The 21,617-nt window shown below is 63.5% G+C and carries 15 protein-coding genes; 12 read left to right on the top strand and 3 right to left on the bottom strand.

Annotated features, from left to right (window positions below):
- Nucleotides 1–193 precede the first annotated feature (193 nt).
- From DQG18_RS09310 to glgX, 6 genes are all read left to right on the top strand, one after another.
- Nucleotides 194–2,656: a glycogen/starch/alpha-glucan phosphorylase gene (locus DQG18_RS09310; protein ID WP_116653984.1), complete on the top strand. Its 2,463-nt coding sequence runs from the start codon at nucleotides 194–196 to the stop codon at nucleotides 2,654–2,656.
- A 209-nt stretch (nucleotides 2,657–2,865) separates the two neighbouring features.
- The gene (glgB, locus tag DQG18_RS09305) at nucleotides 2,866–5,067 is read left to right on the top strand and encodes a 1,4-alpha-glucan branching protein GlgB (RefSeq protein ID WP_245958419.1); all 2,202 of its coding nucleotides are present in this window, start codon (nucleotides 2,866–2,868) and stop codon (nucleotides 5,065–5,067) included.
- A gap of 225 nt (nucleotides 5,068–5,292) precedes the next feature.
- On the top strand, nucleotides 5,293–6,564 hold the full coding sequence (gene glgC / locus DQG18_RS09300; RefSeq protein WP_116653983.1) for a glucose-1-phosphate adenylyltransferase: 1,272 nt from the start codon (nucleotides 5,293–5,295) through the stop codon (nucleotides 6,562–6,564).
- Complete coding sequence (gene glgA / locus DQG18_RS09295) at nucleotides 6,564–8,003, top strand: glycogen synthase GlgA (RefSeq protein ID WP_198669719.1); 1,440 nt, start codon at nucleotides 6,564–6,566, stop codon at nucleotides 8,001–8,003. The genes glgC and glgA overlap by 1 nt, the downstream gene beginning before the upstream one ends.
- On the top strand, nucleotides 8,000–9,631 hold the full coding sequence (locus DQG18_RS09290; protein WP_116653981.1) for an alpha-D-glucose phosphate-specific phosphoglucomutase: 1,632 nt from the start codon (nucleotides 8,000–8,002) through the stop codon (nucleotides 9,629–9,631). Before glgA ends, DQG18_RS09290 begins: the two co-directional genes overlap by 4 nt.
- 7 nt (nucleotides 9,632–9,638) lie before the next feature.
- The gene (gene glgX / locus DQG18_RS09285; protein ID WP_116653980.1) at nucleotides 9,639–11,657 is read left to right on the top strand and encodes a glycogen debranching protein GlgX; all 2,019 of its coding nucleotides are present in this window, start codon (nucleotides 9,639–9,641) and stop codon (nucleotides 11,655–11,657) included.
- Here glgX and rarD read toward each other — a convergent pair whose 3' ends face one another.
- The 3 genes from rarD to ettA form a co-directional block, all read right to left on the bottom strand.
- Nucleotides 11,658–12,596, bottom strand: coding sequence for an EamA family transporter RarD (gene rarD, locus DQG18_RS09280; RefSeq protein WP_157970083.1), 939 nt, complete (start codon nucleotides 12,594–12,596; stop codon nucleotides 11,658–11,660).
- Nucleotides 12,597–12,669: 73 nt separating this feature from the next.
- The gene (locus DQG18_RS09275) at nucleotides 12,670–13,509 is read right to left on the bottom strand and encodes an alpha/beta fold hydrolase (protein WP_157970082.1); all 840 of its coding nucleotides are present in this window, start codon (nucleotides 13,507–13,509) and stop codon (nucleotides 12,670–12,672) included.
- Nucleotides 13,510–13,578: 69 nt separating this feature from the next.
- Nucleotides 13,579–15,234 carry an energy-dependent translational throttle protein EttA gene (ettA, locus tag DQG18_RS09270; RefSeq protein WP_116653977.1) on the bottom strand — a complete coding sequence of 552 codons (1,656 nt, stop codon included), beginning with the start codon at nucleotides 15,232–15,234 and terminating at the stop codon, nucleotides 13,579–13,581.
- 254 nt (nucleotides 15,235–15,488) lie between these two features.
- On the opposite strand from ettA, the gene DQG18_RS09265 reads away from it, so the two are divergent.
- From DQG18_RS09265 to DQG18_RS09240, 6 genes are all read left to right on the top strand, one after another.
- Nucleotides 15,489–16,904: a sigma-54 interaction domain-containing protein gene (locus DQG18_RS09265; protein WP_116653976.1), complete on the top strand. Its 1,416-nt coding sequence runs from the start codon at nucleotides 15,489–15,491 to the stop codon at nucleotides 16,902–16,904.
- A 260-nt stretch (nucleotides 16,905–17,164) separates the two neighbouring features.
- Entirely contained in the window at nucleotides 17,165–17,956 is a 792-nt protein-coding gene (locus tag DQG18_RS09260) for a 3-hydroxybutyrate dehydrogenase (RefSeq protein WP_116653975.1), read from the top strand.
- A complete protein-coding gene (locus DQG18_RS09255) occupies nucleotides 17,953–18,711 on the top strand; it encodes an ABC transporter ATP-binding protein (protein WP_116653974.1) in 759 nt (252 codons plus the stop codon). The genes DQG18_RS09260 and DQG18_RS09255 overlap by 4 nt, the downstream gene beginning before the upstream one ends.
- Nucleotides 18,704–19,432 carry an ABC transporter ATP-binding protein gene (locus DQG18_RS09250; protein ID WP_116653973.1) on the top strand — a complete coding sequence of 243 codons (729 nt, stop codon included), beginning with the start codon at nucleotides 18,704–18,706 and terminating at the stop codon, nucleotides 19,430–19,432. Before DQG18_RS09255 ends, DQG18_RS09250 begins: the two co-directional genes overlap by 8 nt.
- Before the next feature lie 78 nt (nucleotides 19,433–19,510).
- Nucleotides 19,511–20,659 (top strand): ABC transporter substrate-binding protein, encoded by a 1,149-nt coding sequence (locus DQG18_RS09245; RefSeq protein WP_116654036.1) that lies wholly within the window; start codon nucleotides 19,511–19,513, stop codon nucleotides 20,657–20,659.
- Between the two features lie 70 nt (nucleotides 20,660–20,729).
- Nucleotides 20,730–21,617: a branched-chain amino acid ABC transporter permease gene (locus DQG18_RS09240; RefSeq protein WP_116653972.1), complete on the top strand. Its 888-nt coding sequence runs from the start codon at nucleotides 20,730–20,732 to the stop codon at nucleotides 21,615–21,617.

Raw genomic sequence — 21,617 nt, 5'->3', positions numbered from 1 at the left:
AATCCTCCACAGGGTAGGGCTTGGGCGCAATGAAGGTAGGGGAAGCCTTCATCACTGGTACAACAACACGCAAAGGCCGCAATTGGTTCCCGCAGCGGGCGCAATAAAGTAAAAGACGCTGGAAACCGGCCCACGCGCGTGCAAGACTGACACGAGGCGAGGGAGGCGCGAGACATGAACACGAAGGTGCGCAATGCCGCAAAAGCCGATTGTCTACGACGCTCCGACTCCCAGTCCGCGCGCCACTGACGCTGCGAGTCTTCGCGAGGAAATTCTTGAAAAGCTGACCTATTCGGTGGGCAAGGACCCAATCGTTGCGCGGCGCAACGACTGGCTGACGGCGACCATCCTTGCCATCCGCGACCGGGCGATCGACCAGTGGATGGAGTCGACGCGCGATACGTGGCGCAACTCGCAAAAGCGGGTCTATTACCTCAGTCTCGAATTCCTCATCGGGCGGCTGATGCGCGATGCCATGTCCAATCTGGGGATGGCCGATGCGGTGCGCGAGGCGCTCGAAGGGTTCAACGTCTCGATCGACGAACTGATCGAGCGCGAGCCGGACGCGGCGCTCGGCAATGGGGGGCTGGGGCGGCTGGCGGCGTGTTTTCTGGAATCCATGTCCACGGTCAAGGTGCCCGCCTATGGCTATGGCATCCGCTATGTGAACGGGATGTTCCGGCAGGAAATGAGCGATGGCTGGCAGGTGGAATTGCCCGAAACGTGGCTGGCGCACGGGAACCCCTGGGAATTCGAGCGGCGCGAAAGCGCCTATGAAATCGGGTTCGGCGGGTCTGTCGAGCCGGTGACCCAGCCGGACGGCACGGTGCGGCAGGTCTGGCATCCGGCCGAACATCTCAATGCCGTGGCGTTCGATACGCCGGTGGTGGGGTGGCGCGGGGCGCGGGTCAATACGCTGAGGCTCTGGAGCGCGCAGCCGATCGACCCGATCCTGCTCGACCGGTTCAATTCGGGCGACCATATCGGGGCGCTCGAGGAAAGCGCCAAGGCCGAGGCGATAACGCGGGTGCTCTATCCGGCGGATTCGAGCCCGGCGGGGCAGGAATTGCGGCTGCGCCAGGAGTTCTTTTTCTCCTCGGCGTCCTTGCAGGACATCGTGCGGCGGCACCTGCAGCAATATGGCGATCTGGGCTCGCTCCCCGACAAGGTGGCGATCCAGCTCAACGATACCCATCCCGCGATCTCGGTCGCCGAGATGATGCGCATCCTCGTGGACGTGCAGGGACTGGGCTGGAACGAGGCGTGGTCGCTCACGCAGAAAACCTTCGCCTATACCAATCACACGCTTTTGCCAGAGGCGCTGGAAACCTGGCCGGTGGCGCTCATCGAACGGCTTTTGCCGCGCCAGATGCAGATCGTTTATGCGATCAATGCGATGGTTTTGGCCGATGCGCGCGAAAAGGGGCTGTCGGACAGCCAGATCGCGGCCATCTCGCTGATCGACGAGAACGGGGTGCGGCGGCTGCGCATGGGGCAACTGGCCTTTGTGGGCTCGCATTCGGTCAACGGCGTTTCCGCGCTCCATACCGAATTGATGAAGCAGACGGTGTTCGCCGAACTGCACAAATTCTATCCCGAGCGCATCAACAACAAGACGAACGGGGTGACCCCGCGCCGCTGGCTGATGCAGTGCAATCCGGGGCTGACCAGGCTGATCTCGGAGCGGATCGGGCCCGAGTTCAAGGACGATATCGAGCAGTTGATCAAGCTCGACGCGCATGCCGAGGACAAGGGTTTTCAGGACCAGTTCGCCAAGGTCAAGCGCCGCAACAAGGAGACGCTGGCTGCGCTCGTAAAAGAGCGGGTGGGGGTTGTGGTTTCGCCCGATGCGCTGTTCGACGTGCAGATCAAGCGCATCCACGAATACAAGCGGCAACTGCTCAACATCATGGAGGCCGTGGCCCAGTACAACATGATCCGCGCGCACCCGGAACGGGACTGGGTGCCGCGCGTCAAGATCTTCGCGGGCAAGGCCGCGCCGAGCTACTGGAACGCCAAGCTCATCATCAAGCTGATCAACGACGTGGCGCGGGTCATCAACAACGACCCGGCGGTGCGGGGGCTTTTGAAGGTGGTGTTCCTGCCCAACTACAACGTGTCGCTGGCCGAGACGATCATCCCGGCGGCGGACCTGTCCGAGCAGATTTCGACGGCGGGGATGGAAGCCTCGGGCACGGGCAACATGAAGTTCGCGCTCAATGGCGCGGTGACCATCGGGACGATGGACGGAGCCAATGTCGAGATCCGGGAGCGGGTGGGGCCGGAAAACATCTTCATCTTCGGGCTTTCCGCCGACGAGGTGGAGGACGTCCGGGCTCTTGGCCGCTCGCCGCGCGAGATCATCGCGGCCTCGCCGGGTCTGGCCGAGGTGATGGAGGGGATTTCCGGCGGGGTCTTTTCGCCCGACGACCGGGCCCGTTACCGTCCGCTGATGGACGGGCTTTACGATCACGACTGGTTCATGGTGACGCGCGATTTCGACGGATACGCAAAGGCGCAGCGCGCGGTGGACACGGTTTGGGCGGATCGGGAGAAGTGGAACGCCATGGCCATCCGCAATACGGCGAGGGTGGCGTGGTTTTCCTCGGACCGGACGATCAGGGAGTATGCGGAGGAGATATGGAAGGTGATGTGATCCGGCGGGAAATTGCATCCATCGCTGCACCCCTCATCCGACCTCCGCTTCGCTTCGGCCACCTTCTCCCTCAAGGGGAGAAGGGAAGCTCCGTGGATGTATCGGCTTTTGAGCCCCCCTCTCCCCTTGAGGGAGAGGGGTTGGGGGTGAGGGGTGCTGCGGTGCTACAAGGAACGATGAACTGACATCCGGCGGGGGAGTGAAAAGGTTTGGCTAAGGCAAAATCGGAGTGGCGGGCGGCGGACGGGGATGTGGAGCGCATCGTTGCGGGGCGGCATACTGATCCGTTCGGGGTGATGGGCCTGCACGAAAGCGGCAGGGTCTGGGTTGCCCGTGCCTTCGTGCCCCACGCCGAAACGCTTGCCGCCCACGCGCTCGATGGAACGCCGCTCGGCGAGATGACGCGCAGGCATGAGGCGGGGTTTTTCGAGGGCCAGCTCGAGATCGATGCGCGGCAGCCGATCCGGTATCGGGCGGAAAACGCGGGTGGGGAATGGGATGTGCTCGATCCCTATTCCTTCGGGCCGGTGCTGGGGCCGATGGACGATTATTATATCGGGGAGGGCTCGCACCTGCGGCTGTTCGACAAGCTGGGTGCGCATTTCATGACGTTCGAGGGGGTCGAGGGCACGCATTTCGCGGTCTGGGCGCCCAACGCGCAGCGGGTCAGCGTCGTCGGTTCGTTCAACGACTGGGACGGGCGGCGGCACCCGATGCGCAGCCGTCATGAAACGGGCGTGTGGGAGGTGTTCATCCCCGGCGTTCATCCCGGCGCGCAGTACAAATACGAAATCATCGGCAAGGATGGGACAAGGCTGCCCCTCAAGGCCGACCCCTTCGCCCAGCAATCGGAACTGAGGCCGAAGACGGCGTCGGTCGTGGCCGATCCCACACCTTTTCAGTGGACCGATCAGGCGCACATGGTGGCGCGGCAGGGCCGGGACATGCGGCGCGAGCCCATGTCGATCTATGAGGTGCATCTGGGGTCGTGGCGGCGGCGGCCTGACGGCTCGTTCCTCTCCTACGAGCAATTGGCCGAGCAGCTCGTGCCTTACGCGGCGGATCTGGGCTTCACCCATATCGAACTGCTGCCGGTGACCGAGCACCCTTACGATCCGAGCTGGGGCTATCAGCCCACCGGGCTTTACGCGCCCACGGCCCGGTTCGGGGAGCCGGCGGGGTTCGCGCATTTCGTCAACGCGGCGCACGAGGCGGGGCTGGGGGTCATCATGGACTGGGTGCCCGCGCATTTCCCGACCGACGAGCACGGGTTGGCGAAATTCGATGGTACGGCGCTTTACGAGCACGCCGACCCCCGGCAGGGCTATCATCCCGACTGGAACACCGCGATCTACAATTTCGGGCGCAAGGAGGTGTCGAGTTATCTTACCAACAACGCGCTCTACTGGCTGGAAAAATTCCATATCGACGGGTTGCGCGTCGATGCGGTGGCCTCGATGCTCTATCTCGATTATTCGCGCAAGCCCGGCGAATGGGTGCCCAACCGGCTGGGCGGAAACCATAATCTGGAAGCGGTGGCGTTCCTCCAGCGGGTCAATGCGGAGGCCTACGGGCACAATCCGGGCATTTTCACCGCCGCCGAGGAATCGACGAGCTGGAGCGGGGTGACCGCGCCGACCTATGCCAGCGGGCTCGGGTTCGGGTTCAAGTGGAACATGGGGTTCATGAACGACACGCTGCGCTACATGCAGCGCGATCCCGCCCATCGCCGCTACCACCATAACGACCTGACGTTCGGGTTGCTCTACGCCTTTTCGGAGAATTTTATCCTGCCGCTCAGTCATGACGAGGTGGTGCACGGCAAGGGTTCGCTCCTTTCCAAAATGGCGGGGGATGACTGGCAGAAGTTTGCCAATCTGCGCGCCTACTACGCCTTCATGTGGGGGTATCCGGGCAAGAAGCTGTTGTTCATGGGGCAGGAGTTCGCCCAGCGCGACGAGTGGGATGAAGGCAAGGCGCTCGACTGGTGGCTGCTTGACGCTCCCGCCCATGAGGGAGTGCGTCGGCTGGTGGCCGACCTTAACGCAGTCTATCGCGAACTGCCCACGCTCCACCAGCGCGACTGCGAGCCGGAAGGGTTCGAGTGGATCATCGCCAACGACCAGGCCAATTCCATCCTCGCCTGGATACGGCGCGCGCCGGGCCAAGCGCCGGTGGTGGTGATCACCAATTTCACCCCCGTGCCGCGCGAAAAGTTCCGGCTGCCCATGCCTGCGGCGGGGCGCTGGATCGAGCGGATCAACACGGACGCCGGGTGGTATAACGGGACCAATATGGGCAATCAGGGCGTGGTCGAGGCGTCAGAGGGGAACGAATACGGGTATCCGGCAACGGCGGAACTGGTGCTGCCGCCGCTGGCGACGCTGATTTTGCAGTTCGAGGGGGAGTAGGGGGATGGTGCGGGGTATTTTGCAGGCATCGCTGGCCCCCTCATCCGACCCGGCTTTGCCGGGCCCCCTTCTCCCGCGAGGGGAGAAGGGGGTTCCGGGGATGTTGCGGCTTTTGAGCCCCCCTCTCCCCTTGTGGGAGAGGGGTCGGGGGTGAGGGGGCCAGCGATGCGAACCGCAAACGCAATAATCAAAGCCCAGTCATAGGGCGCATAAAGGGAGAGGATCATGGCCTACAAGACACACCCGGCACCACTGGCGCGTGATGCCATGGCCTATGTGCTGGCGGGGGGGCGGGGGACGCGGTTGATGGAGTTGACCGATCGCCGCGCCAAGCCCGCCGTCTATTTCGGGGGCAAGTCGAGGATCATCGATTTCGCGCTGTCCAATGCGATCAATTCGGGCATCAGGCGCATTTCCGTGGCGACGCAATACCAGGCGCACAGTCTGATCCGGCATTTGCAACGGGGCTGGAATTTTTTGCGCACCGAGCGCAACGAGAGTTTTGATATTCTTCCGGCGAGCCAGAGGGTTGCCGAGGACATGTGGTATGCGGGGACGGCAGACGCAGTTTATCAGAACATCGATATCATCGAGGATTATGGCGCGAAATACATCGTCGTTCTGGCGGGCGACCATGTTTACAAGATGGACTACGAGATCATGCTGCGCCAGCATGTCGATACCGGCGCGGACGTGACGGTGGGGTGTCTCGAAGTGCCGTCGCACGAGGCGTCGGCGTTCGGGGTCATGCACGTGGACGGGCGCGACCGGATCATCGATTTCGTGGAAAAGCCCAAGAACCCGCCCTCGATCCCCGACAAGCCGGGGGTGTCGCTGGCCTCGATGGGGATATATGTTTTCGAGACGAAATTCCTCATGGACCAGTTGCGGCGCGATGCGGCGACGGAAGGCTCCTCGCGCGATTTCGGCAAGGACATCATCCCCTATATCGTCAAGAACGGCTCGGCCTGGGCGCACCGGTTTACGCGGTCCTGCGTGCGCTCGACCAATGAGGACGTGGCCTATTGGCGGGATGTGGGGACGATCGATGCCTATTGGGAGGCCAATGTCGATCTCACCGATACGCTGCCCGAACTCGACCTTTACGACCGCGACTGGCCGATCTGGACCTATGCCGAGATCACCCCGCCCGCCAAGTTCGTCCACGATCTGGAAGGGCGGCGCGGGCAGGCGATCTCGTCGCTGATTTCGGGCGATTGCATCGTGTCGGGGGCCCAGCTCAAGCGCACGCTGCTGTTCACGGGGGTGCGGGTCAATTCCTATTCGGAACTCAACGAGGCGGTCGTGCTGCCCCGGTGTACCATTGCGCGCGGGGTGCGGCTTTCCAAGGCCGTGGTCGATGCGCGGGTGGACATTCCCGAGGGGTTGGTGGTGGGGGAGGACCCCGAATTTGACGCAAGATGGTTCCGGCGAACCGAAAATGGCGTCGTGCTCATTACCCAACCCATGATCAACAACTATCTTGCAGCGCGATGATCGACGTTCTTTCCGTTACCTCCGAAATCTATCCACTGGTCAAGACCGGCGGGCTGGCCGATGTGGCCGGGGCGCTGCCACGTGCGCTGGCCGCGCACGATATCGCCATGCGCTCGCTGGTGCCCGGCTATCCGCAGGTGATGGCGGCGCTGGGAAAGGGGCGCGTCGTGGCGCGGTTCGACGATCTGTTCGGCGATGCTGCGCAACTGATCGCGGCGCGGGTGGAAGGGCTCGATCTCATCGTCATCGATGCGCCCCACCTTTATGACCGGGCGGGCGGCATTTATGTGGACGAGGCGGGCGAGGACTGGGCGGACAACTGGACGCGCTATGCGGCGCTCGGGTGGGTGGCGGCGGAGCTTGCCAGGGGACTGGTCGAGGGATACCGGCCGCGCATCATCCATGCCCATGACTGGCAGGGGGCGATGGCGGCGGCCTATGTCGCGTTCGGGGGCGACAGCACGACGAAAGTGGCGCTCACCATCCACAACATCGCCTTTCAGGGGCAGTTCGGCGCCGATATCTTTCCCCATCTGCGGTTGCCGCAGGCCGCTTTCGACATGACGGGCGTGGAATATTACGGCGGGGTGGGGTTCCTCAAAGGCGGATTGCGGTGCGCCCACGCCATCACCACCGTCAGCCCGACCTATGCGTTGGAAATCCAGACGCCGGAATACGGCATGGGGCTGGAAGGGTTGCTGGTCGAACGGTCGGCCGACCTTTACGGCATTCTCAACGGGATCGATGTCGAGGCGTGGAACCCGCGGACCGATGCGGCGCTGGCGGCGAATTATGCGGCGGCCAGCACCGGCAAGCGACAGATCAACACGCTGGCGCTGGCCGAGAGGTTCGGGCTGGAGATGGACGGCGGCCCGCTGTTCGGGCTGGTGAGCCGGCTGACCTGGCAGAAGGGCATCGATATCGTTGCCGACAATGTGGACTGGCTGGTGTCGCTCGGGGGGCGGCTCGCCGTTCTGGGGTCGGGCGATGGGGGGCTGGAAGACGCGATGACGCAGGCCGCCGCGCGGCATCCGGGGCGGGTAGGGTTCGTTAGGGGATATGATGAAAACCTCTCGCATCTGATGCAGGGCGGGGCGGATGTGATGCTCGTGCCCTCGCGGTTCGAGCCGTGCGGGCTGACCCAGCTCTACGGGCTGCGCTATGGTGCGGTGCCGCTGGTGAGCCGGGTGGGCGGGCTGGCCGATACGGTGATCGACGCCAACGAGGCGGCGGTGGAGGCCGGGGTTGCGACGGGCATCCAGTTTTCGCCGGTGGACGGGCCGGGCCTTGGCGAAGCCATCCGCCGGACGGTTTCGCTTTTCCACCGGCCCGCCGTCTGGTCGCGCATGCAACGCAAGGGCATGAAGACCGACGTTTCGTGGGACAGGAGCGCGGAGAAATACGCGGCGCTCTACACTTCGCTTTTGGGGAACCAATGACCGTCAAGACCATCGCCACCACCCCTTATGACGACCAGAAGCCGGGAACCTCTGGCCTGCGCAAGCGGGTGACGCATTTCCAGCAGCCCAATTATGTCGAGAACTTCATCCAGTCGCTGTTCGACAGCCTGCCGGGCAAGGAGAATATGACGCTGGTGATCGGGGGGGACGGGCGGTATTTCAACGATACCGTCATCCAGATCGCCATCCGCATGGCGGCGGCCAACGGGTTCGGCAGGGTGCTGGTGGGGCAGGGAGGGATTCTTTCGACCCCCGGTGCGTCCCATATCATCCGGCATTACGGTGCGTTCGGCGGACTTATTCTGTCCGCCAGCCACAATCCGGGCGGGCCGGACGGGGATTTCGGGATCAAGTACAACGCCGCCAATGGCGGGCCGGCGCCCGAGCGCATCACCGATGCGGTCCATGCGCGGTCCCTGGTCATCACCGAATACAAGAGCGTCGACACACCCGATATCGATCTTACGCGCAAAGGCATCCAGAGCGTGGCGGGGATGGCGGTGGAGGTGATCGATCCGGTGGCCGACTACGCGGCGCTGATGGAGACGCTGTTCGATTTCGATGCGATCAGGGAGATGTTCGCGTCGGGGTTCAGGATGCGGTTCGATGCGATGCACGCGGTGACCGGGCCTTACGCCAAGGCGATCATCGAGGGGCATCTGGGGGCGGGCGAGGGGACGGTGGTGAACGCGGTGCCGCTGCCCGATTTCGGAGGCGGGCATCCCGATCCGAACCTCGTACATGCGAAAGAGCTGTACGATCTGATGATGGGACCGGACGCGCCCGATTTCGGGGCGGCGTCGGACGGGGACGGGGACCGCAACCTCGTCATCGGGCGGGGCCGGTTCGTGACCCCTTCGGATTCGCTGGCCATCCTCGCGGCCAATGCGCATCTGGCGCCGGGTTACGCGCGGGGCATCGTAGGGATCGCGCGATCCATGCCGACCAGCGCGGCGGCGGACCGGGTGGCCGAAAAGCTGGGCATCGAGATGCACGAGACGCCGACGGGATGGAAGTTCTTCGGCAATCTGCTCGATGCGGGGCGGGTGACGATCTGCGGCGAGGAAAGCGCGGGCACCGGGTCGGATCACGTACGGGAAAAGGACGGATTGTGGGCGGTTCTGTTGTGGCTCAATATCCTTGCGGTGAGGAAACAGGGCGTCGATGAGATCGTGCGTGAGCACTGGGCACGCTTCGGCCGGAACTATTATTCACGGCACGACTATGAGGAGATCGACAGCGGGGCGGCGAACCTGCTGATGGACGATCTGCGGGCCAGACTCCCCTCGCTGCCTGCAAGCGGGCTGGGCGGGCGCGAAATCGTGCTGGCCGACGATTTTGCCTATCACGATCCGGTGGATGGATCGACGAGTTCGGCGCAGGGGGTACGGATCGGATTTGCGGACGGCTCGCGCATCGTTTTCCGGCTCTCGGGAACCGGAACGGTGGGCGCGACGTTGCGGGTTTACCTCGAACGCTACGAAGCTCCCGACGGCGCGCATGACCGGGATACCCAGGACGCTCTGGCCGATCTCATCGCGCTGGCGGACTCCGTGGCGGAGATCGGGGCGCGCACCGGGCGGGATGCGCCGACCGTGATCACATAGGGTCCCGATGCTGAAAAAAAGCAATGCCGGCACGGTAGGGCCGACGCCCCTCGGAGCGACGGTGACCGACACGGGTGTCGGGTTTTCGGTCTATAGCGAGACGGCGGAAAAGATGTGGGTCTGCCTCTTCAACGAGGCGGACGAGGAAACAGACCGCGTGGAGCTGGCGCGGGGCGATGCCAATGTGTGGCATGTCCATATCGACGAATTGGCGGCGGGGGCGAAATACGGGTTGAGGGCCGACGGACCGTACGACCGCGCGCAAGGGTTTTATTTCGATCCCGAAAAGCTGCTGGTCGATCCTTACGCGCGGCGCATCGACCGTACCTTCGTGCGCAGCCCCAAGCTCCGGTTGCCGCGCGAGGAAAGCGTCAATACGGCGCCGGTGATGCCCAAGGCGTTCGTCATGGGCCCGGCGGAGGGCGAGCCGCTGCCCGACAACAGCGCGCGGCCCAACCTCATCTACGAACTCAACGTCCGGCCCTTCACCATGCGGTACCCCTCGGTGCAGGGGCCGCTGCGCGGGACCGTGGCGGGACTGACCACGCGCTTCGTGATCGATCATCTGAAACATCTCGGCGTCGATGTGGTCGAATTGATGCCGGTGGCGGCGTGGATCGATGACGGGCACCTGCCGGCGCTGGGGCTTACCAATGTGTGGGGGTATAATCCGGTTACGTATTTTGCGCCCGATCCGCGCATCCTGCCGCGCGGGCGGCAGGAGTTGCGGGCGATGACGGAGATGTACCGCGAGGAGGGCATCCGGGTTGTGCTGGACGTGGTCTACAACCACACCGGCGAGGGGGATTCGGACGGGCCGGTGCTTTCGATGAAAGGGCTCGATGCGCGGACCTATTACCGCCATGTCGAGGCCGATGGACAATTGCATCTGGTCAACGATTCAGGCACCGGCAACACGCTGCAATGCGACCATCCGGCGGTGCAGGATCTGGTGGTCGACAGCCTCAGATACTGGGTCACCGAATATGGGGTCGCCGGGTTCCGCTTCGATCTTGCGACCGTGCTGGGGCGTTCGATGGATGGGTTTTCGACCGATGCGGCGCTGCTCGAACGCATCCGCAACGACGATATCCTGAAAGACTGCCTGCTGATCGCCGAGCCTTGGGACCCCGGGCCGGGAGGCTATCACGTGGGGCGGTTCGGCGAGCCGTTCATGGAGTGGAACGACAAGTACCGCGACGAGGTGCGCCGCTTCTGGCGTGGAGATTCGGGGGTGCTGGGGGCGCTGGCAGGCAAGCTGGCGGGTGCGGCGGATCAGTTCGACCACGATGGGCGCAAGCCCTCGGCGGGCGTCAACTTTCTTGCCGCCCATGACGGGTTTACGCTGGCGGACGTCGTTGCCTATGAGGGCAAGCACAACGAGGCCAATGGCGAGGAAAATCGCGACGGCCACGACGCCAACTATTCGTGGAACAGCGGCGTGGAAGGCCCCAGCGATGACCCCGATATCCTCGCCGCGCGCGACCGGGACGTGAGGGCGATGCTCGCAACGCTGTTCGTTTCGCGCGGAACCCCGATGCTGACGGCGGGCGACGAGTTCGGGCGCACCCAGCAGGGCAACAACAACGCCTATGCGCAGGACAACGAGATCACCTGGCTCGACTGGGAGAACGCGGATGGGGAACTGGTCAATTTTGTCGCTGCGCTCAGCCGCCTGCGGCGCGAACACCCCGCATTGAGCGCGGATAAATTCCTTACCGGCAAGGAACAGGACGGGTTCAGGGACGTCACCTGGCTGCACCCGGAGGGGCGGGAGATGGCCGTGGGAGACTGGATGCACCCCGGCTCCTCGGTGGTGGGCATGTTGCTGCACGAAGCGGGCGAGGTGATGCTGGTCTGGCTCAACAGGCTGAGCGAGCCCGTCGAAGCCGTATTGCCGCAGGAGAAGGGGCTGGCGTTCGAGACCGCGCTGGTCTCGTGCCCCGGGATCGAGGCCGTGCCGGGGGACGGCAAGGTCAATTTGCCGGCGCGCAGCGTCGTGATGCTGACCGCAAAAGCGGACTGATCAGCGCGCGATGCGGGTGCGGAGCGAGCCAGCGGTGAAGATCGCGACGGAAATCCAGATCAGCGCGAAGCTCACAAGGCGAGGCAGTTGCAGCGGTTCGCCGAACGCAAAGACCGCCAGCAGGAAGCCCATCGAGGGGGCGATGTATTGGAACATGCCGATGGTTGAAAGCCGGAGCTGGCGGGCGGCGAAGGCGAACAGCATCAGGGGCACGGCGGTGGCGGGCCCCGATAGCGCGAGAAGCAGCAGCATGGAGGGATCGGACATGGGATGGGGGGCGGGGGCGAGCATCGTCCAGCCGATATAGAGCAGGGCGGGCGGCGTGAGGATGATCGTTTCGATCATCAGTCCCGCAGCCGAGCCGACGTTTACGGTTTTGCGGACATAGCCGTAAAAGGCGAAAGTGAGCGCGAGCAAAATCGCGATCCATGGCAGACTGCCGAGCCCGACCACCTGAATGGCAACGGCAATCGCCGCCAGCGACACGGCTACCCATTGGGTGGGTGACAGATCCTCGCCCAGAAGGATCAGCCCGATGAGGACGCTGACCATGGGATTGATGAAATAGCCAAAGCTCACATCGAGGACTTTTTCATTGGCCACGGCCCAAATGAACACCAGCCAGTTGGCTGCGACGAGCACGGCGGAGACGGTGAGCGTTATCAGCACCCTGCGATCGCGAAACGCGGCGGCGACCTCGTCCATCTTGCGGCGGGCGGCGAGCACGATGGCGACCAGGAACAGCGAAAAGACGATCCGCGAGGCAACGACCAGAACCGGATCGATGTCTTCGAGGAGCTTGAAGAACAGCGGCAGGAAACCCCAGATCGAATAGACCGAAAAGGCGGCGACGACGCCCATGCGCACATTGCCTTGCGGGCGGGACGGACGTGGCGCATTGGCCCCGGCAACAAGGGGTGCGCCTTCCAGCGATGTCATGAAAATGCCTTCACGCAAGGAGTCGACGATCCCCGCACCCTACGCCCGAAACCGGGGACGATCCAGCGCCAGTTTAGAGCTTTTCCGCGCTATCCGGCGCGCCGGTGAGGGCGACGAGAAATTCGAGCAGGAACGGGTTGAACAGGTCGGGGCGTTCGAGGCTGGGCAGGTGCGCGGTGCCTTCGATGACGACGGCGAAGGCGTTGTCCATGTCTTCGGAGAGGTCGTCGTGGCGGTTGACGATGTGGGGGAAATCAAGATCGCCGGCAACCAGCAGGACGGGCGTATCGATGCCGGAAACCAGATCGATGGCCGCGTCGGCGGGCTCCTCGCGGGTGAGGCGCGGCTTTTCGAGAATGGACCGGTTCATGGCCTGGAACAGCTCGCGCACCGGACCGGTGACGCGCCCGCTTTCCGAGAGCGGGCCATCGAGCCAGGCGTGGGTCTCGACGGCGTTGATCGCCTCGACATCGCCGCTTTCGGCCACGGCCTCCATGGCGTGAACGACGCGCATGACATCGGGCGAGAACAGGGGCTTTCTGGAGCCGGTGATCGAGGTGCCGACGAGCACGAGACCGGCCGCTCGCTCGGGGTGGGCCAGCGCGAAATCGATGGCCAGCGCCCCGCCGCGCGAGGACCCCACGAACACCGCCGCATGGATATCGAGCGCATCGAGCACGGCTTCGAGATCTTCGAGATGGGAGAAGGTCTCGTCGGGCGAGTTGGTCTCTCCGTGCCCGCGCCGGTCATAGGCGACGGCCCAGAATCCGGCTTCTGCCACTGCCTTCATCTGGGTGGCCCACATGCGGCTGTCGCAGACCCCGGCGTGGAGAAAGATAACCGGAATGCCTTCGCCCGCTTCAACCCCGGCGAAAGAGGCGTTGTCGATTTCGAGGGTGAACGGCTCTGACATGACTAACTCTGAACTGAAAAAGGGACCGGGCATAAGTCCGGTCCCCTCGGCTATAGCAGCAAGCTTTGATCAGCGCGTCAACGGCTTGTACGTCACCCTTCTCGGGTTGACCGCATCAGGCCCGAGCCGCCTTACCTTGTCGGCCTCGTAGTCCTGGAAGTTGCCCTCGAACCATTCGACGTGGCTGTCGCCCTCAAACGCCAGCATGTGGGTGGCGAGGCGGTCGAGGAACATGCGGTCGTGGCTGATGATGACAGCGCAGCCCGCGAATTCCTCCAGCGCCTCTTCCAGCGCGGCGAGGGTTTCGGTGTCGAGATCGTTGGTCGGTTCGTCGAGCAGGAGGACGTTGGCGCCGGATTTGAGCATCTTGGCGAGGTGCACGCGGTTGCGCTGGCCGCCCGAAAGCGTGCCGACGGGCTGTTGCTGGTCGCCGCCCTTGAAGTTGAACGACGAGGTGTAGGCGCGGGAGTTCACCTCGCGCTTGCCCAGCTTGATGATGTCGTTGCCGCCCGAGATTTCCTCCCAGACGGACTTTTTCGGATCGAGCGCGTCGCGGCTCTGGTCGACGTAACCGAGGTGCACGGTATCGCCGATGGTGATGGTGCCGCTGTCGGGATGTTCCTGTCCGGTGAGCATCTTGAAGAGCGTCGACTTGCCCGCGCCGTTCGGCCCGATGACGCCCACGATGCCGCCGGGAGGCAGCTTGAAGGTGAGATCGTCGATGAGCAGGCGGTTGCCATAGCCCTTGCGCAGACTTTCGACGTCGATGACGTTCTGGCCCAGCCGCTCGCCGGGTGGGATGATGATCTGGGCGGTCGAGGACTGGGTGCGGGCCTCGTTGATCTTGACCAGTTCGTCATAGGCCCGGATACGCGCCTTGGACTTGGTCTGGCGGGCCTGCGGGGACTGGCCGAGCCACTCCTTTTCACGCTCGAGCACTTTTGAACGCGCGGCGTCTTCGGATTTCTCCTGCTTCAAACGCTTGGCCTTGGCGTCGAGATAGGCGGTGTAATTGCCCTCATAGGGGATGCCGCGGCCACGGTCGAGTTCGAGAATCCAGCCGGTGACGTTATCGAGGAAGTAGCGGTCGTGGGTGATGATGAGCACGGCACCGGGAAATTCGCGCAGGTGCTTTTCGAGCCATGCGGTGGTTTCGGCGTCGAGGTGGTTGGTGGGCTCGTCGAGCAGCAACAGGTCAGGGGCCGAGAGCAGGAGCTGGCAGAGCGCCACGCGGCGCTTCTCGCCGCCCGAAAGATTCTCGACACTGGCCTCGCCCGGCGGGCAGCGCAGGGCGTCCATCGCCATCTCGACCTTGGAATCAAGGTCCCACAGATCTTCCGCATCGATCTGGTCCTGAAGCTTTGCCGCTTCGTCGGCCGTCTCGTCGGAATAATTCATCATCAGTTCGTTGTAGCGATCGAGGATGGCCTGCTTTTCCCTGACCCCGATCATCACGTTGCCGCGCACGTCCAGGGCAGGGTCGAGCTGGGGCTCCTGGGCCAGATAGCCGACCTTGGCGCCCTCGGCGACCCACGCCTCGCCGGTAAATTCGGTGTCGACCCCGGCCATGATCTTGAGGAGCGTGGATTTCCCCGCTCCGTTGGGGCCGAGCACGCCAATCTTGGCGTCGGGGTAAAAGCTCAGGTTGATGTTGTCGAGCACCTTCTTGCCACCGGCATAGGCCTTGGACATTCCGTGCATGTGATAGATGAACTGGCGAGCCATAAAGCTGAAAGCCTCGTTGTGATCTGGTTGCCGCTTGCGGGATTGGCCCCGTATGTAGGCCATGACGGTGGGTTTTGGAATAGGGTGTGCGTGCGGGAGCCGGAAGGACCACAGGCGAGATGGGAGCCGCAGGGGCATCGAGGCCATTTCCGGGCCCAACGGGCGGGGCCAGCGCGCAGGATGACGCGGTTGCGGGACGGCGGGCGGGAGACTAGACTTTGCCGGCCCGGATATGCTGGGCAAGGGGACCGCTCTTGGCCGAAAAGATACAACCCATCGGCACGACGCCGCCCGCGCTGGTCAACGCGGCGATGGGGGTGTTCGAGTTGTTGCGCGAATATTTCGAGGGCGCGATCATGGTGGATGCGCAGGCGCGCATCACCTGGATCGATGCGCGCTATCGCAAGTTGCTCGGAATGCCCGATGATTTCGAGCCGCTCGGCCGCCCGGTCGAGGATACGCTGCCCAATTCCATGCTGCGCAAGGTGGTGGAGACGGGACGCCCGATCCTGCTTGACATCATGCGTATCGCCGAACGTCAGCTCGTCGTCTGCCGCATTCCGCTCAAGGACGATCAGGGGGTGGTGCAGGGGGCCATCGGGTTCGTCTTTTACGACAATGTCGATTATCTCGAACCGATCATGAAAAAGGTCGAGACGCTGCAAAAGCAGCTCTCGCGCGCGCAGGCGGCGCTCGACAGGCAGCGCCGGACCAAATATTCGCTCTCCAATTTCGTGGGCGTGAGCGACAAGGTCGCCGAACTCAAGAGCCAGATTCGCCGTTTTGCGCTGCGCGACGGGCCGGCGCTGTTGCTGGGCGAGACGGGAACGGGCAAGGAACTCCTGGCCCATGCCATCCATCAGGCGTCCGACCGCGCCGACGGGCCGTTCGTGGCCGTTAATATGGCGGCGATTCCCGAGGCGCTGCTGGAATCCGAATTTTTCGGTGTCGCGCCGGGCGCCTATACGGGCGCGGAGAAAAAGCCGCGTAAGGGCAAGTTCGAGCTGGCCCATGGAGGCACGCTGTTTCTCGACGAAATAGGGGATATGCCGCTTTCGATCCAGGCCAAATTCCTGCGCGTGTTGCAGGAAGGCGAGATCGAGGCGCTGGGGTCCAACGCGCTCAAGAAGGTCGACGTGCGGATCATTGCGGCCACTTCGCAGGACCTCGAAGCGTTGATGGCGGCGCGGACGTTCCGGGCCGATCTTTACTATCGCATCGCCGTGCTGACCATCGCCGTGCCGCCCTTGCGAGAGCGGGCCGAGGATATCGAGGTGATCTGCGAAAGGCTGCTCGAGGATATTCCGCGCGCCGGAGACATGCGCGGCTGGATCATCGAGCCGGACGCGGTGCGGCTTTTGCAGCGGTACGACTGGCCGGGCAATGTACGCGAACTGCGCAACGTGCTCGAACGCGCTGCCGCCATGGCGCCCGACGAGGTGCTGGATGTGGGCGTTATCGCGCGGGCCATGCCCAAACTCGTCAACGCCGCGCCCCGATCCATCCCCGAAACCGGCCACCTCGCCGAAACGCTGGCGCGTGCCGAACGCGAAGCCATTCTCGATGCGCTGCGGAAAACCGAAGGGCAAAAGACCGAGGCAGCGCGCCTTTTGGGCGTATCGCGCAGCCAGTTCTATGAAAAGCTCAGGCGGTACGATCTGGGCGGGTAGGAAGGGACGTTCGACCTTTCGATCCTGCTGAGGGAAGGGAGCGACTGGGCCGAGGCTTTCGTCCGGAATTGCGGACGTATATGTCCAGATTTCCGGACTTGGGTTGACGCAGTTTGAGCGTGCTTATTAGCCCTTTTTTATCATCCCATTGAAAAATCTCCATATTCCCGCTTCCGCCGTACATTGGCACGCATCTTGATACGGTGTCTCCAACAATAATCGGCGCGCAAGGTGCTGACGTATAAAGGGATGGAGACGCGGTGTCGGAGGACGTCGAGAATAAAGTTGCGCTCGTAACGGGATCGACTTCGGGGATCGGGCTGGCCATTGCGCGCCGGCTGGCAAGGGGCGGTTATAAGGTTGTCGTCAACGGGCTGGAAAGCGAGGCCGATGCCGGGGCGGCGCTGACCGAAGTGGGGGCGGAGGCTGGTGTGCCGCCGGTTTATCTTCATGCGGACCTGGCCGACGGCGAGGCGAGCCACGGCCTGGCGCAGGAGGTGATTGCGCGGCTGGGGCGGCTCGACATCGTCGTCAACAACGCCGGTATCCAGAAGGTCGCGCCGGTCGATGAACTTCCCCCCGCCGACTGGTCGCGGATCGTTGCGGTGAGCCTTGACAGCACCTTCCATATCATCCGCGCGGCGCTGCCGGGCATGAAGGCGCGCGGCTGGGGGCGCATCGTCAACATTGCGTCGGCGCACGGGATGCGGGCCTCGCCCTTCAAATCGGCCTATGTCGCGACCAAGCACGCGGTGGTGGGGCTGACGCGCACGGTGGCGCTCGAGACTGCCGAAGCGGGGATCACCTGCAATGCCATCTGTCCGGGTTATGTGTGGACGCCGCTGGTCGCCGCGCAGGTGGCCGATCAGGCGCGGGTGCACGGCATGAGCGAGGAGGAGGTGGTGCGCAAGGTGATGTTGGCGCCCCAGCCGACGCGGCGGTTCGTGCAGCCCGAGGAAGTGGCTGAGATGACCTTTTACCTCACCGGCGAGTTGGCGCGCTCAATCACCGGGGCGGCGCTTTCGATAGACGGAGGATGGACCGCCAAATGACGCAAGCCGACATAATTCTTTCAGCCCGCGGCCTGAGCAAGCGGTTCGCCGGGCTCATCGCGGTCAAGGATGTCGATCTCGATGTGCGGCGCGGATCGATCCACGCCATGATCGGGCCGAACGGGGCGGGCAAGACGACGTGCTTTAACCTGCTCACCAAGTTCCTGCAGCCCAGTGCTGGCACCATAACGCTCAATGGCCGGGATATCACCAGTATGGCCGCCTCCGACATCGCGCGGCTGGGCATGGTGCGCTCGTTCCAGATTTCGGCGGTCTTTCCGCGCCTCACGGTGCTCGAGAACGTGCGTGTCGCGCTGCAAAGACGGCGTGGCGACAATTTCGACTTCTGGCGCAGCCAGACGGTGCTCAACCAGTTCGACGACGAGGCGCTGCGCCGCATCGAGGAGGTGGGATTGAGCGATTTTGTGGACGAGACGGCGGGGGAGCTCTCCTATGGCCGCAAGCGGGCGCTCGAAATCGCGACGACGCTGGCGCTCGAACCCGAAATGCTGCTGCTTGATGAGCCCATGGCCGGGATGGCGCAGGAAGACGTCGAGCGCATCTCGGCACTGATCCGGCGGATTTCCGCCAACCGCACGATCCTTATGGTCGAGCATAACCTCTCGGTCGTCGCCAATCTTTCGGACACCATCACGGTGCTGGCGCGCGGGCAGGTGCTCGCCGAGGGCGATTACGAAACCGTCTCAAAGGACCAGCGTGTCATCGATGCCTATATCGGAGCCGGTCATGACTGATCCCGCGCCCATTGCCAGCGTCCAGCCGCTTCTCACCGTGCGCGACCTCAACGGGTGGTATGGCGAAAGCCATGTGCTGCACGGCATGAATTTCGACGTTGGCGAAGGCGAAGTCATAACGCTGCTTGGCCGGAACGGTGCGGGCAAGACCACGACGCTCAAGGCCATCATGGGCATTCTGGCGCGGCGCCGGGGCTCGGTGAGCCTTGCCGGGCGCGAACTGATCGGGCAACCCTCGCGTGCCATCGCCAAGGCGGGAATAGCGCTTTGCCCAGAGGAGCGCGCCATCTTTTCCTCGCTCTCGGTCGAGGAGAATCTGATGCTGCCGCCACGCGTCAAACCCGGCGGGCTGACGGTCGAACAGGTGTTCGAGCTGTTCCCCAATCTCAAGGAGCGGCTTTCGAGCCAGGGCACCAGGCTTTCGGGCGGCGAGCAGCAGATGCTGGCCATCGGGCGTATCCTGCGCACCGGCGCCAAGCTTCTGCTTCTCGACGAGCCGACCGAAGGGCTTGCGCCGGTGATCGTCCAGCAGATCGGACGCACCATCGCACGGCTCAAGCAGGAAGGCTTCACCATCGTTCTCGTCGAGCAGAACCTGCGGTTCGCGGCTTCGGTGGCCGACCGGCACTACATCGTCCAGCAGGGCAGGGTGATCGACACCATCCCCAATGCCGAGCTCGACGCCAATACCGAAAAGCTGCACGCCTATCTGGGCGTGTGATGCAAGGGCTTCACTTAAAGGGAGGATACCAAAGTGAAACTGAAGACTTTAATCACCGCAACGGCCCTGGGGCTGATCATGGCGGGGCCCGTGATGGCCATCGATGTCAAGATCGGCGTGCTCAATGACCGTTCCGGCGTTTACGCAGACCTTTCGGGCGAAGGGTCGGTGATCGCCGCGCAGATGGCGATCGAGGATTTCGGGGCTGCCGAAAAGGGCATCAATGTCGAGATCGTCTCCGCCGACCACCAGAACAAGCCGGACGTGGCCTCGACCATCGCCCGCCAGTGGTACGATCAGGACGGGGTCGACGCGATCTTCGACGTGCCCACCTCCTCGGCGGCGCTCGCCGTTCATGAGATCACCCGTGAAAAGGACAAGATCTTCATCAACTCGGGTGCGGCTGCCTCGGAGATAACGGGAACGCAGTGCTCGCCCAATACCGTCCACTGGACCTACGATACCTGGGCGCTGGCCAACGGCACGGGCTCGGCGATGGTGCAGACCGGTGCCGATACCTGGTATTTCCTGACCGCCGACTACGCCTTCGGCCACGCGCTGGAGCGTGACACGATGGCCGTTGTCGAGGCGATGGGTGGTGAAGTGCTGGGCACGGTGCGCCATCCCTTCCCCGGACAGGACTTCTCGTCCTTCCTGTTGCAGGCCCAGGCTTCGGGCGCCAAGGTGATCGGGCTGGCCAATGCCGGCGGTGATACCGTCAACGCCATCAAGCAGGCGGCCGAATTCGGCATCACCCAGGGCGGGCAGGCGCTCGCCGGTCTGCTCATCTTCATTACCGACGTTGATGCGCTGGGCCTCCAGACTGCGCAGGGATTGGTGCTGACCGAGAGCTTCTACTGGGACCTCAATGACGAGACCCGCGAATGGTCGGCGCGCTTCCAGGAGCGGCGCAACGCAAAACCCACCATGGTGCAGGCGGGCGTTTATGCTGGGGTGCTGCACTACCTCAAGGCGATCGAAGCGACCCAGAGCACGGATGCGGACACCGTCATGGCCGAAATGAAGGCAACGCCTACCTCCGACCCGCTGTTCGGCGAGGGCGAGGTGCGTGCCGACGGGCGCAAGGTGCACGACATGTACCTGTTCCGCGTCAAGTCGCCCGAGGAATCGACCGGTGAGTGGGACTACTACGAGCTGGTGGCGACCATCCCGGCCGACAGCGCTTTCCGCCCGCTTGCCGATGGCGGCTGCGAACTGGTCCAGTAGACCGAAACGCTGAAAGAATCGGGGACGTGCCATCGCGCGTCCCCGGCCTTAACCATGACGGGGCAGTCTCATGTTTGAACTTCTCGGCATCGCGCCGCAGGCGCTATTTGGCCAATTGCTGCTCGGGCTGATCAATGGCTCGTTCTATGCCATGCTCAGCTTGGGGCTCGCCGTTATCTTCGGGCTGCTCAACATCATCAATTTCGCACATGGCGCCCAGTATATGGCCGGCGCGTTCGTTGCGTGGATGCTGCTCACCTATCTGGGCATTCCCTATTGGGGGGCGCTCGTTCTTTCGCCCCTTCTTGTGGGGGCGGCGGGTATTGTGATCGAGCGGCTGATGATCGCGCGGCTCTACCATCTCGACCATCTTTACGGCCTTCTGCTCACCTTCGGGCTGGCGCTCATCATTCAGGGCCTGTTCCGCAACAGCTACGGTATTTCCGGGCTGCCCTATACGATCCCCACAGAATTTCAGGGCGGACAGAATCTGGGCTTCATGTTCCTTCCCAATTATCGCGCCTGGGTGGTGGTCGCCTCGGTGATCGTCTGTTTCGGGACGTGGTTCATGATCGAAAAGACGCGGCTGGGGGCCTATTTGCGCGCCGCGACCGAGAACCCCACCATGGTGGGCGCCTTCGGGATCAATGTGCCGCGTCTCATTACGCTCACCTATGGGTTCGGCGTGGCGCTGGCGGCGTTCGCGGGTGTGCTTGCCGCGCCCATCTATTCGGTCAATCCCAATATGGGCGCCGATCTCATCATCGTGGTCTTCGCGGTCGTCGTCATCGGCGGCATGGGTTCGATCCTCGGCGCCATCCTCACCGGCTTCGGGCTGGGGCTGATCGAGGGGCTGACCAAGGTGTTCTATCCCGAGGGGTCCGCTGTCGTGATCTTTGTCATCATGGCCATCGTCCTGATGGTCAAACCCGCCGGGCTGTTCGGGAGGACTGCGTAA

Source organism: Pelagibacterium sediminicola, assembly GCF_003390885.1.
GTDB classification, from domain to species: Bacteria; Pseudomonadota; Alphaproteobacteria; order Rhizobiales; family Devosiaceae; genus Pelagibacterium; species Pelagibacterium sediminicola.
This window is presented reverse-complemented; position numbering and strand designations above follow the sequence as displayed.

What these genes read in the sequence shown, in the direction of transcription:
- DQG18_RS09245 (WP_116654036.1), top strand. Translation starts at nt 19,511, where the DNA reads ATGGCGGGGCCCGTGATGGCCATCGATGTCAAGATCGGCGTGCTCAAT.
- DQG18_RS09290 (WP_116653981.1), top strand. Translation starts at nt 8,000, where the DNA reads ATGACCGTCAAGACCATCGCCACCACCCCTTATGACGACCAGAAGCCG.
- DQG18_RS09240 (WP_116653972.1), top strand. Translation starts at nt 20,730, where the DNA reads ATGTTTGAACTTCTCGGCATCGCGCCGCAGGCGCTATTTGGCCAATTG.
- rarD (WP_157970083.1), bottom strand. Translation starts at nt 12,596, where the DNA reads ATGACATCGCTGGAAGGCGCACCCCTTGTTGCCGGGGCCAATGCGCCA.
- DQG18_RS09250 (WP_116653973.1), top strand. Translation starts at nt 18,704, where the DNA reads ATGACTGATCCCGCGCCCATTGCCAGCGTCCAGCCGCTTCTCACCGTG.
- ettA (WP_116653977.1), bottom strand. Translation starts at nt 15,234, where the DNA reads ATGGCTCGCCAGTTCATCTATCACATGCACGGAATGTCCAAGGCCTAT.
- DQG18_RS09310 (WP_116653984.1), top strand. Translation starts at nt 194, where the DNA reads ATGCCGCAAAAGCCGATTGTCTACGACGCTCCGACTCCCAGTCCGCGC.
- glgX (WP_116653980.1), top strand. Translation starts at nt 9,639, where the DNA reads ATGCTGAAAAAAAGCAATGCCGGCACGGTAGGGCCGACGCCCCTCGGA.
- glgC (WP_116653983.1), top strand. Translation starts at nt 5,293, where the DNA reads ATGGCCTACAAGACACACCCGGCACCACTGGCGCGTGATGCCATGGCC.
- DQG18_RS09255 (WP_116653974.1), top strand. Translation starts at nt 17,953, where the DNA reads ATGACGCAAGCCGACATAATTCTTTCAGCCCGCGGCCTGAGCAAGCGG.
- DQG18_RS09275 (WP_157970082.1), bottom strand. Translation starts at nt 13,509, where the DNA reads ATGTCAGAGCCGTTCACCCTCGAAATCGACAACGCCTCTTTCGCCGGG.